Here is a 12267-nt window from a genome sequence, read left to right as displayed (position 1 = left end):
GAAAAATTTAAAAAAAGAAACTACCGGATTTTAAAAATTGGTTGAGACATCCAATCTAAATCCACTGAATGCAGGTTCAAACCGGCAAACTCCGCCTGTACAAACTATACCTGCAGGTTGTTTGGCATAAATAAACCCGAAACGGGTTACTTTTTGAGTAAAAAATGCGCCGAGCGAAGGATAGTGAATGTCGTTATCCGTGTTATACATGTCAGATACCGAAAAAGACCAATGAGGGGCTATATTAAATTCCAACAATATCCATGCGAAATCTCCGAGATCCTGTAGTTTGTCCGGATGCGGATCTTCCTGTCCAAACAGGCGGTAGTTTCGTTTGGTTAGCAGGTAAGAGAGTTCGGCTTTGAGCGACTTTTTCTTGTCGAATTTAAAGACCCACTCAGCAAACGGGGTGATCGTATTGACAAAATCGCCTTTTTGTTCAAACCGCGCCTGATTATAGTCCACCATTTGCAATCCGGCATTGAGTTTCCATTTTTTATCTTTTGGTTTAAAGTTGACATCCGCGTTAACTTCCCGGAACAGTTGATCTCCTGTTTCGGGATCTAAAATGTCTGACAGGTTAAGCGCAAAAGTCAGTCCCCGTTTGGGGGTATAAGTAAAATCTGCCTGAATAGCCACTTCATTCAACAACTGAGTTGCGGCATTATAGCGTGAAGTCAAACGATAGGTGTTGATGCGGGTTAAAGAAGGTAAAAAATGAACCAATCCTGCATTGACAATTTCGCTGGGTGCAATTCTGAAATCAAAATTGTTGGTATATTTTCCCTGCAACACAACTCCAAACCCCTTTTGTGAATACGATAAAGTGGTATATGCCACATATCCGTGTTTCGGATTAAACAACTTGCCGGTCAAATCACGCACCACATCCTCACTTTTAAACGAGCCTTCCAAATACCAGCTAAAATTATTGACCGATAAGGTATTGTAAACAGAACCTAAATAAGTACTATATTTGGGCACAAAACGATCTTCCAGTTGATAACTGTTAATTTCCTGTGCCACACCTTCCATAGTTTTAGTGTCAAGGGTACGGCTGACGGCTGAAATACCGGGTTGGAGTTGAACCCTGTTGCTGATTTTTTTACTGCCTTCGATACATACTCCTCTCAGGATGGGTTTGTAAAGTTCAATATCATCCAAATTAAATTGATTTTTCAGTTTTCCGGTAAACCCTCTGATTTGCAGGTTTGGTGTTAGTTGATAAGCTAATCTGATTCCTAACACAGATTGGTCAACCCCTAACAATCTGGCTTCATAAGCTCTGAAAGTTGTTCCTGAACCAAACTGATCGTATATATAACCGGCAGTTATGTCTAATTTTCCGATACTTTTAGCGATATACCATCTGCCAATTCCTTGTTTTGAAGCCTCCCGGGTCGGGTTAAACAAATTGGAATTGTGAAACACATCAAAACGCATTCCTAATTCAAATCCATAAATCCGGTAATTCAGCGTCAGCCAGGAATCCACTCCATACAACAAATAATCGTAAAAGGGAATGCCGGCAGCCCCTCTTAGACTATCTCGCTGATAAAACCTCACATTGGTTTGAAAATCTCCCGAAAACTGACCTCTATCCTTTTCCGGTGCTTGTTCGTTTTGAGCCTGTGTAGTTGTCAGGAAGATAAACCCAAAAATAATTGCCCAAAAAATCCGGCCTGTTTGGTAAAATGTTGTCATTTTATTATGATGAATTTAAACTATTCAATTTAATTTAAGTCGTAAATGTACTTTTTTAATATTGATAGCGTTATATCAGTTTGCTAATTTGGGCAAATATAGACAAAATACTTAGCCCTAAAATGCGATTCCGGTAATTGCATTTTATTGATTGTATCTTTGTGTGTTTTTTAATCCTGACAAAATATTGATCACAAAATAAACAGTATCATCATGAGGTTTGCGACCCGGTTTTTTATTATCCTGTTTTTAATCACATGTAGCTTTTGGGTTTCCAAAGCTCAGAACAGGCAACTTCCGAGTGTTGTACTTTACAATATTCTCGGGCAGAAATTAGATGTTCAGAGTTACGGCGAAAATGGCAAAATTTCAATTTTCAGTTTTTGGGCAACCTGGTGTGCACCTTGTAAAAAAGAATTGACCAATTTAGCTGAATTATATGACGATTGGAAAGAAAAATACAATTTAGAAATCATCGCTGTGAGTACAGATGACCAAAGAACCGCAGCAAAAGTAAAACCTTATGTGGATGGTCAGGCTTGGGAATTTGACGTGTTGCTCGATGTCAACGAAGACCTAAAAAGAGCACTCAATTTTCAAACTGTTCCATATACTTTGGTAGTGGACCAAAAAGGAAACGTTGTTTTTGAACATTCAGGCTATGTTGAAGGGGATGAATATGAACTGGAAGAAGTGGTTAAAAAATTAGCTGCTAATCCCCCGATCCCTGTGCATGACTAACTAAATCAATCTCAAAAAGTTTGCTTTTCAATTTCTTTGAAAGAGCACAGTAAGAAGGTCAACTTCTCACTGCGCTCTTTTTTTTTAACCCTACTATATTTTAAAGGAATTAAGCCAAAGAATTAATCCTGAGTAATTTTTTACTTTTATATTGCAGGCAAAACATGCTTTCAGGTCTTAAAAAACTGGTATTCAGGAAATAGTCAGCTTAAATTCAAGACAATCCAAATTATGGAAACAAAATTGGAATCTGTTTTAACAACATCCATGAAATCTGCTACATTGTCTTATATCGAAGACCATCCTGAAAGTAAGGAAGAGCTAATCTCATTAACCATTTCAAACAAACAGCCCTATGCCTGGAAAGCTGCCTGGTATCTTGGTTATTTAATAAAAAAAAACGACCCTGAAATCATTCAACATGTTGAAACCATACTCGAAATTTTGCCGAAAAGAAATGAAAGCCAACAAAGAGAATTATTGAAAATACTATTAACGATTGACATTGACGAAGAATTTGAGGGCCGGTTGTTTGACCTGTGTATTGAGTTTTGGCAAAACCCTAAAAAGCCCCCGGCAATCCGGTATTATGCTTTTAAACAGATGTATAAAACCGCAAGCCGGCACCCTGATTTAACACCTGAACTTGTGGCTATTCTCGGACCTCAGTATTTAGATTCACTCACCTCCGGAATTGGCGCATCAATTCGAAAAATGGTACGGCACCTTTTATAAATCTTGTTCACAAACAACTCTAATCATCAACTTTTAATACCCAAAATGATGAATCTATGAGCAACAAGTTCAAATTAGGATTGATTCTATTTATTTTAGGATTTCTTGGGGTATTAACCCTTTTAACGGTAAAAATCCCAATAGACAGCCTTCCACCTGAACTTATTGAAAAGTTCTCACCGTTAACTTTAAAATTTTTAGTCCTGATAAATCCAACGGTTTTACTGTTTGTTGCTGTCGTTGTGGGAGTATTACTTTTTGAAAAAGTCGGGTTGACAGTTCCGGCAATTTCATCTTTTTTAAAATCAGAACCACCGAGCATAACATTTGCCGATCAGGTAAAATCAGGCGTTTTCTTTGGGTTGATTGCCGGTGTTTTAATTGTGCTTGTCGGGTTAGTTTTCCGTCCTTCTATACCACTGGAGTTTATTGAGTTGGGGAAAAAAATTGAAATCACCCCGCTTGCCCGTTTCTTATATGGTGGATTAACCGAAGAGATATTGATGCGTTTTGGTTTTATGACGTTAGTAGTTTGGCTGGTTTTCAAAATAACTAACAACCTGATCAATGCTACCTATTGGATTGGTATCATTTTATCAAGTTTGTTATTTGCAGTCGGGCATTTCCCAGTAGCCTTCAGTGAAGTCGGAAATCCTTCTCTTTTGCTTTTAATCTATATATTGATAGGAAACTCTATTGCCGGATTAGTTTTTGGTTGGTTGTATTGGAAAAAAGGACTCGAATCCGCATTTATAGCTCATGGTTTCGCTCATGTAGTGATGATGTTTGGAGAGTATTTGTTCCCAATGTAAATAACCGGATAAAAGCCTCAGTTCTCAGGTCTGGAGTTGAATTCTAACTTTAAAGCCGAATGTAAATGTCAGACTCTAAAACCATACAATTCCCCGATTCTAGGATCGCAACCAATGATGTATGTGCAGTTGGGCTTAATAAACATCATATCGCTGCTATGATTGAAATTGATGTAACAAAAAGCAGAGAAAAAATAAAGTCCGATCAACTGGAAAACAGAAATATATCCTTTACCGCATGGCTGGTAAAAACAATAAGTATAACTGTTAAAGAATACGAAAATGTAGCGGCTTATCTGAAAGGGAAAAGAAATCTAATTGTGTTTAACGATATCAATGTTTCCATTTTAGTTGAAAAAGAAATTAAAGGACATTCAGTACCAATACCGTTGATCATCAATAAGGCAAACGAACGAAGTATCGAATCCATTGCAAATCAAATAAATGAAGCGCGAAAACAACCGCTCACCAAAAATGATCTGGTTCTTGAAAAAAAATCAAACAGGTTGCAACAACTCTATTTCCGGATGCCGGGATTTATCAGACGTTTTTTCTGGCGATATTTGCTTCATCATCCTCAACTTGCTTTTAACAATATGGGCAATGTTGGGATAACTTCTGTAGGGATGATTGGACATGTAAATGGTTGGTTTATTCCGATTTCTGTTCATCCGATTTGTTTCGGGATTGGAAGAATAACAAAAAAGCCAATTGTTATCGAAGATTCAATTGTCATCAGGGAAGTGCTGAACATGACTGTTTTACTTGATCATGACGTAGTTGACGGGGCTCAAATGGCACGTTTCATAAGCAAGTTAACAGAAAACATAGAAAATGGGGAGGGATTGTTTTAGAAAAGTACACAATTTGAATGGTACGCATTGATAAATATTGAAAAACCAAACAAACTAATACTATGGAACAACTTGCAGACAGAGTTAAACAATTTATCAAAGATTACATTAAGGAAATTTGGAACAATCGCGAATTTTCCAAGGCTGATAAATATTGGGGTGCTGATTTTAGAAATGTATTTGCTCCGCAATTTGAGCATGGACCAGAGGCTATGAAATCGCAAGTTGCTTATTTTCTTAGTTCATTCGACCCTTTCCATTTCGAGATTAAAGACATCATGGTGGATGGCAACAAAATTTCCATGTGGGTAGAGATTAGCGGAACTCATACCGGCGAGTTGTTTGGTATTCAGCCAACTAACAAGCAGGTTCTGTTTCGGGAAGCTGTTTGGTACACGATGAAAGACGGTAAGTTGGACGAAGTCTATCCGTTTGTGGACTGGAATTCCCTGTTTGAGCAATTAGGAGAATACCCTAAGTTGGAGGCCAAATAACCCAACTACGCAAAATCTAAGAGATTCAGTTAGCAAGTTTAAACTAAATCTGTTTGTATGTATCCTAACTTATACAAAAAGTTGGCATCATGAAATTTTTAACTCTACTTCCCGGATTACTGTGCCTTTTGTTTTCAACTTATCCAATATTAGCTCAAGACTCTAATTTTCCTGAAAAATTACCGGCACAGGCGCAGGAATCATTTAGCTCTTTCAGACAAAAGCAACTTGAGTTTTACCAAAAATTAAATTTTCAAACAGAAGAGCAATACGATAGTTTTTATATCGCAATGAATGAAGGGTTAGGAATGAAGACTATGGAAGACACAGATAATAAAGTTTCAGAATCTGAAAAAATGGAAGAAACTTGTACACTAAACCGGCAGATATACGGTTGGCATCCTTATTGGCATGGCTCTTCTGTGTTCAATAACTACAATTATTCATTGATTTCTACCTTTAGCTATTTCTCTTATGAGTTAAATCCTTCTACAGGAAGCTACAACAACATTCATTCGTGGAAAACTACAAATTCTATCAATTTGGCAAAAGCAGCAGGCAGCAAAGTTGAGTTATGTGTAACCAATTTTGGCACTACCAATAACATAACTTTTCTGACAAACCAAACCGCCTGGGTTAGATTAGCTGATAGTTTGATCGTTTTACTCAACTATCGCAATGCAGATGGAGTAAATATTGATTTTGAAGGGATCCCCGGAAGTCAGCGCAACAATTTTACTGCTTTTATAACTTATTTGAATACCCGTTTTTCTGAAGATCGCCCCGGCACATCAATTACTATGGCATTATATGCTGTTGATTGGACAAATGTGTTTGACATTGCTGCGCTTAATCCTTTGGTTGATGCTTTTATTGTGATGGGCTATGATTATCATTATTCTGCCGATGTTCAGGCAGGACCGGTTTCCCCTCTGTATCATGGAACACAATGGGGAACTTACACCCTCAGCAGAACCGCTGATTATTATCTCAATCAGGGGGCTTCTGCTTTTAAATTACTCATGGGTGTTCCATACTATGGTTATGACTGGAAAACAAATTCGACCGCTGTTCCCTCCTCTACTGTCGAAACGGGTGTTGCCCGGCTTTACAACTATTTGAAAAACAACTTTTTCGGAACATATACCCGTCTATGGGACCAACACAGTTTTTCCCCATACTTTATATATACTTCAGGAGGACAAACCCGTCAATGTTGGTTCGAAGATGAGGAAAGTCTCGCCTACCGTTATGATATGATCCTCAACAAACAAATGGGCGGTATAGGAATCTGGGCTTTAGGGTACGACAATGGATATGATGAATTATGGGATTTGCTGCAAGAAAAATTTACAGATTGCAGCACTAATAGCAGTGGTATTTTTTATGACTCGGGAGGTCCTCTTGGCAATTACAGGAATAACGAAAACAGCGTTTTTACCTTAGCATCCCCCTATCCGGATGAACCGGTTTCAATTCAGTTCAATTCTTTTGATATTGAAGCAAATTTTGACTACATTCACATTTACGATGGGCCTGATATTAGCAGCCCTTTGTTGGGCAGTTTTACCGGTTCAGATAATCCGGGAACTTTCAGCTCATCAGGAAACGCTTTGACCATCCGGTTTACTTCTGATGGTGCTACAATCCGGCCGGGGTTTCAGTTGGAATGGTTTTATGGCTGTTTTCACCAAACTAAAATCCAACCACTTACCCCTCAATATTCCGATAATTTCATAGTGTCTTATTTAGATACAGACAATTGTCTGGCTGAGGTGAAGGATGCTTTCTATCAGGTACAACAATCATGGGGAGGCGAATGGAGAAGCAACCAACATCTTGGGTTCTTCAACGATGATTTCAATACAACATCTGTTCATCCCGAATGGACCTCAGTTTCCGGAAACTGGCAAATCAGTTCCGGTAGCTTGTATCAAAGTAATCAATCAATAAATAATACCAATTTGTATAGTGAAGTAATTCAGGCAAGCACAGAAACATGGTTGTATCATTGGCGTGCAAAAACAAGCGGTTCTGATGGTTTTAGCCGAAGATCGGGTTTGCATTTTTTTGCAACTGAAGGAATGGGTGAAAACAGAGGAAACTCCTATTTTGTATTTGCAAGAATGGATGACAACAAAGCACAAATTTACAAAGTAACTGATGATGTTTTTGAATTGAAAGTCAACGCAGATTTTAATTTTAACCCTGACGAATGGTATGATTACAAAGTGAGTTACAGTCCAGTTACAGGACAAATTTCATTTTATGTAAACAATCAGGAAGCTGCAACTTGGACAGATCCAACTCCTTATACATCCGGTCAGTATGTTTCCTTAAGAACCGGTAACAGCCAAACTTATTTTGACTTTGTCAGGGTGTATCGGAAAAGGGGCAATGAAACTGAAATCACGATGGGCAATGGGAACTTATATATGGTAAATCCAACAGCACATGAATGCAGAATTTTGTCACTCACAAATTATACTGATAACCGTTGGAGTAATCTGGCAATGGCAGAAACAGGAATATCCTATTCTGTCAATATCGAAAATCCAATTTTTTCTGAAGCAGTCAACACTTTAAACATCTATCCAAACCCTGCTAAAGAAAAAATACAAGTTGTTTTTCAGGCAAAAGAATCCGGTACAACGCCGGTTAAAATATATGATTTCAATGGCCGGGTTGTATGGTATAGTCAGTTTAATTATACTACGGGGAATAACTTTCTGGAAATTAGTATAAACCAACTACCTGCCTCTATTTACCTTTTAACAGTTGAGACCTCTCTCGGAATTTTGCAGCAAAAAATGGTCAAAATTTTCTAACAGTAATACAAGAAATTTTATTATATCAAAAGCTTCATTATTAGAATGAAAATTTCGGGCTTTTTGTCCGATAAATTACATGAGGTAAAATAAAATGTAAGAAAGTAGGTGCCTAAATATAGGGTGCAATCAATTTTGTGGTAAATTGTCTTAAAATTGTAAAAGAAAACTTAATCACAAAATTTTGCAGACTATGAAAACAAGTTTTACGCGTCAGCATTTTGCTCAAATATGGCTGCTGGCCATATTCTTTTTCATGATGTCCTATACTTCAGTACAGGCTCAGTTAATCGTTACTCCCGGCACTCCTCCGGAAGATATGGTAAACATGCTGACTGGCGGCGGCGTATCAGTTAGTAATATTACGCTCAATTGCCCCGATGGTGCTTATGGCACTTTCAATGGTTTGGCTTCTAATATAGGTATTGAAACAGGAATCATGCTGGCTACCGGACCTTTGTCAATTGCTGTAGGTCCAAATACAAGCGGCAGCTCCGGTCAGGATAATTTTGGAGCGGGTTATGATATGCTGACCGATATTGCTGGTTTTCCTACATTTAATGCCTGTATTTTAGAGTTTGATATAATACCTGAAGGCGACATTCTGTCTTTTAATTATGTTTTTGGTTCAGAGGAGTATAACGAATTCGTTTGTTCAAATTACAATGATGTTTTCGCATTTTTTGTTACAGGCTTAAATCCTGCCGGCCCCGATTACAGCAATACCAATGTTGCCATTATTCCCGGTACAAATATTCCGGTAGCTATAAACTCGGTCAATAACGGTACGGTCGGTACCTCAGGAACAGCCGGTGGTTGTATCAGTTTGGACTATGCTGAGTTTTATGTGGACAATGCAGGCGGAATTTCAGTTCAATATGACGGTTTTACTGTTGTTCTTTCAGCCACTGTAGAAGTCGTGCCTTTCGAAACTTATCACTTTATTTTAGCTATAGCTGATGCCGGTGACGGCGGTTGGGATTCCGGAGTATTTCTCGAAGCCGGTAGTTTTGTTTCTTTGCCCGATCTCTCTATTTCAGATCCGACAACTGCCGTAGAAGGATGTGTTGATGCCACAGTAACTGTGTTTATTAATGAAGCACAGGCATCCGATACAGGTGTTCCTCTGACTTATGGAGGCACTGCAACTTTTGGGGTTGATTATCTTCCTTTGCCAAGTGTTGTAGTAATTCCTGCAGGCGAAACTTCAGCAAGTTTTACCGTTGAAACTTTGGCTGACGGATTTCCCGATCCTTTTGAAACCATTATTATTACTTTAACAGAAACCGGTGCTTCTACTACTGTTACTATTTTAGAGCCCGATTTGCCGGAGGTAAACTTAGGTCCTGATGGTTTATTCTGTGCAGGCGATGTAATTCAGTTAAATGCAGCTTATCCTTCTGCCACCGCTTATTTATGGCAGGATGGAAGTACGGGTTCTACATATATAGTAAGTGCTCCGGGAACTTATTCGGTTACCGTAACATCTGAATGTGGTGAAGCAACCGATGAGATTACTTTTACCACAGAGCCTGAGTTAACCGTTTCATTGGGCGATGATATTACTACTTGTTCCCCCGTTGTTTTAGATGCAACAACTCCCGGAGCTTTAGCTTATGAATGGAGTACAGGAGCAACAACACCTATGATTACTGCAAGCACAGGCGGTAACTATTCGGTAACGGTTAGTAATAATTGCAGCGAAGCCATTGACTTAATAACCATTACCATTGGTGGAGGCATCTCTGTTAATCTGGGTGGCAATCAAAATCTTTGTATTGAAGACCTCACTGTTTTGAACGCATTTAACGAAGATGCAACCAGCTATTTGTGGTCTGACGGAAGTACAGAACCCACACTGACCATTACCGAAACCGGAGTTTATTCTGTAACAGTAACCGGTGAATGTGGTGTGGGTACTGATGAAGTTTGTATTATACTCGAAAGTTGTGATTCTGCTTGTGATAATATGTTTATTACACAAATTGTTGATTGTACTACCACACTTCCCGAAACCTATCAGGTTTATGCCAGTGTTGCCGGAGGGACTCCTCCATATACCATAACCGGTGATTACAATGGGGTTATGGATGAAGATAACCTGGTATTTTTGTTCGGACCACTTCCATTCAACACCTTCTATCTCATAGATATTACTGATGCAAACGGTTGTGTTCGAAGCATTCTTGGAAAACCTGTTTGTTCTACCCTTCCAATCACTTTGACAGAATTTGATGGCCGTACTCTGGAAACTTCCAATTTATTGTGGTGGAATACTTCCTCTGAGGTTAATAACGCATTCTTTACTTTGGAACGATCTGATGACGGACTTAACTTTAGTCCCATAACCACTATTGCAGGTGCAGGAAACAGTTCTACAGCCCGATCTTATGAGTTTACCGATAAAAACCCATTGAAAGGAGCCAATTATTACCGCCTCCACCAAACGGATTTTGACGGACAAACTCAAATAGTAGGTACTGTTCTTTTAAACAGAAAAGGAATTAATACCACTACGCCAATTATCGTGTTGCCAACTGTTACCAAAAACGAGATTACTGTATTGGTCAACAACCATAATGAGTCAAGTGCAAAACTACAACTCTACGACACTGCTGGAAGATTGCTGGCCTTTAAGTCTGTACAACCGGGCACACAATCCATTTCCTTTGAACTCAGAGATTACCCCGCAGGACTGTATCTGTTGCGCTACCATTCTGAAAATGAGATTTATTCCGTTAAAGTTGTAAAACAATAAACTGTAAATACGGGTTTTGGAACAAGTTTTATAAAAAAATCCCCCGACCAGAATATGGTACGGGGGATTTTTTTTTAGGGATAGTAAGATTACTCTAAATCCCAGCGATTTTCCTGTACGTTAATGACCGCTTTTTTAAGAGATGGTTTTATGTCAGGGGCGATGTTTTGCAGGGTTTTAAGAGCTTGTTCAGCTTTAGACTTGTCGGCATGAAAACGGTAAACGATACCGCAGACTTCTTCGTTGTTCTGATAAACATTGACTACGTGGGGGATATCTAATCCTTTGTTTAAAAACACATTTTTAATTTGTTCGGCTGTTGTTCTGCAACCTAATGTCTCGTTGTTTTGAGCGTTATTTTTATCAACCTTTACATCCTGAACCCATACCATATAAACAGGTTGAGGTATTTCACCGTTGGCTAAGATATCTGAAAAATTCCTGGTAATATTTTGGATGATTTTTGTATATCTTGAATTAGGATACTCAGTAGCATAGCTTTTTATTTGTTCCAAATCAGTGGCAAAAGGGTAAAAATCAGTTGACAACCCCCCACCGGTGAGAAACGTGTTTTCAGTTTGACCGGTCAAAGCTCTGATATCCGTCAATACAGTCAAGGCTATATAAAAATACTCTCTGATTTTTGGTGCATATTCCGTTTCCTGATGATTAAACAGAAGTTGTTCGCCGATATACACCATCTTTTTCTCTCCGGTTAAGTCCAGATACGGGTATTCGCCTTGCCATGCTTCTGTTTCAGCATTGTTAAATTCAATGTATAAACGGAAAGGCTCTGAAGCAAGACTTTTTAACTGAGGTTCTAAAACAGGGGCAGTTCCGAGAAACACATACATGCCTTCGGCAAAAATACCGGACATTCCAATGGATTTAAGTTCGTTCAACAGTTTTTCCCCCTCCTGACTATTAAACAAGTCCGGATTTTGTCCACTCAGGTTTTGAAAAAACTCATGCAATTCGGGCATCAATTCTTCTTCCCGTTGGACAAAGATATCCTTTAATATTTGTTCGGAAGTTACAAGATGATTTGCATTCAATACCGTATAGGCATAATCATTAACCAACTGTTTTAAGGCTGATTTCTTTTCCAAAGTTTGATGTAGCTGAGGTAATTTTTTTTGTAAAAAATCGGCTTTACTCGGAAGGCGTTGAGCATTATTTTCACCATCAGAAGAATTTGAAGAACTGTTGCAACCAAAGCAACAGATCAAAATGAACAAGAATGAAAATATGATGCCGGCAATTTTTTTTGACATAGTTTTAAAAATTAGAAACTGAGAAATTCAGATTACCTATCAAAAAGCAAAGCAAAAGTACAACATT

At 38.5% G+C, this 12267-nt stretch carries 9 protein-coding genes; 7 read left to right on the top strand and 2 right to left on the bottom strand.

Going from position 1 to position 12267, the window contains the following annotated elements:
* Positions 1-30 precede the first annotated feature (30 nt).
* Positions 31-1704, bottom strand: a complete 1674-nt coding sequence (locus IPM47_10465) for a hypothetical protein (GenBank protein ID QQS31306.1) — start codon at positions 1702-1704, stop codon at positions 31-33.
* A 213-nt stretch (positions 1705-1917) separates the two neighbouring features.
* On the opposite strand from IPM47_10465, the gene IPM47_10460 reads away from it, so the two are divergent.
* The 7 genes from IPM47_10460 (at position 1918) to IPM47_10430 (ending at position 10926) form a co-directional block, all read left to right on the top strand.
* Positions 1918-2445 carry a TlpA family protein disulfide reductase gene (locus IPM47_10460; GenBank protein ID QQS31305.1) on the top strand — a complete coding sequence of 176 codons (528 nt, stop codon included), beginning with the start codon at positions 1918-1920 and terminating at the stop codon, positions 2443-2445.
* Positions 2446-2676: 231 nt separating this feature from the next.
* Complete coding sequence (locus IPM47_10455; GenBank protein QQS31304.1) at positions 2677-3180, top strand: hypothetical protein; 504 nt, start codon at positions 2677-2679, stop codon at positions 3178-3180.
* Positions 3181-3236: 56 nt separating this feature from the next.
* Positions 3237-3992 (top strand): CPBP family intramembrane metalloprotease, encoded by a 756-nt coding sequence (locus tag IPM47_10450; protein ID QQS31303.1) that lies wholly within the window; start codon positions 3237-3239, stop codon positions 3990-3992.
* A 65-nt stretch (positions 3993-4057) separates the two neighbouring features.
* Positions 4058-4846: a 2-oxo acid dehydrogenase subunit E2 gene (locus IPM47_10445; protein ID QQS31302.1), complete on the top strand. Its 789-nt coding sequence runs from the start codon at positions 4058-4060 to the stop codon at positions 4844-4846.
* 62 nt (positions 4847-4908) lie between these two features.
* On the top strand, positions 4909-5340 hold the full coding sequence (locus IPM47_10440; GenBank protein QQS31301.1) for an ester cyclase: 432 nt from the start codon (positions 4909-4911) through the stop codon (positions 5338-5340).
* An 89-nt stretch (positions 5341-5429) separates the two neighbouring features.
* Entirely contained in the window at positions 5430-8168 is a 2739-nt protein-coding gene (locus IPM47_10435) for a T9SS type A sorting domain-containing protein (GenBank protein ID QQS31300.1), read from the top strand.
* Positions 8169-8361: 193 nt separating this feature from the next.
* Positions 8362-10926 (top strand): choice-of-anchor L domain-containing protein, encoded by a 2565-nt coding sequence (locus tag IPM47_10430; GenBank protein ID QQS31299.1) that lies wholly within the window; start codon positions 8362-8364, stop codon positions 10924-10926.
* 89 nt (positions 10927-11015) lie between these two features.
* Here IPM47_10430 and IPM47_10425 read toward each other — a convergent pair whose 3' ends face one another.
* Complete coding sequence (locus tag IPM47_10425) at positions 11016-12200, bottom strand: hypothetical protein (protein ID QQS31298.1); 1185 nt, start codon at positions 12198-12200, stop codon at positions 11016-11018.
* Positions 12201-12267 lie beyond the last annotated feature (67 nt).

It is taken from the genome of Sphingobacteriales bacterium, from assembly GCA_016700115.1.
Classification (GTDB): Bacteria; Bacteroidota; Bacteroidia; order Chitinophagales; family UBA2359; genus UBA2359.
Note: the sequence above shows the minus strand (reverse complement) of the source record. Positions and strands in the feature narration are given on the sequence as shown.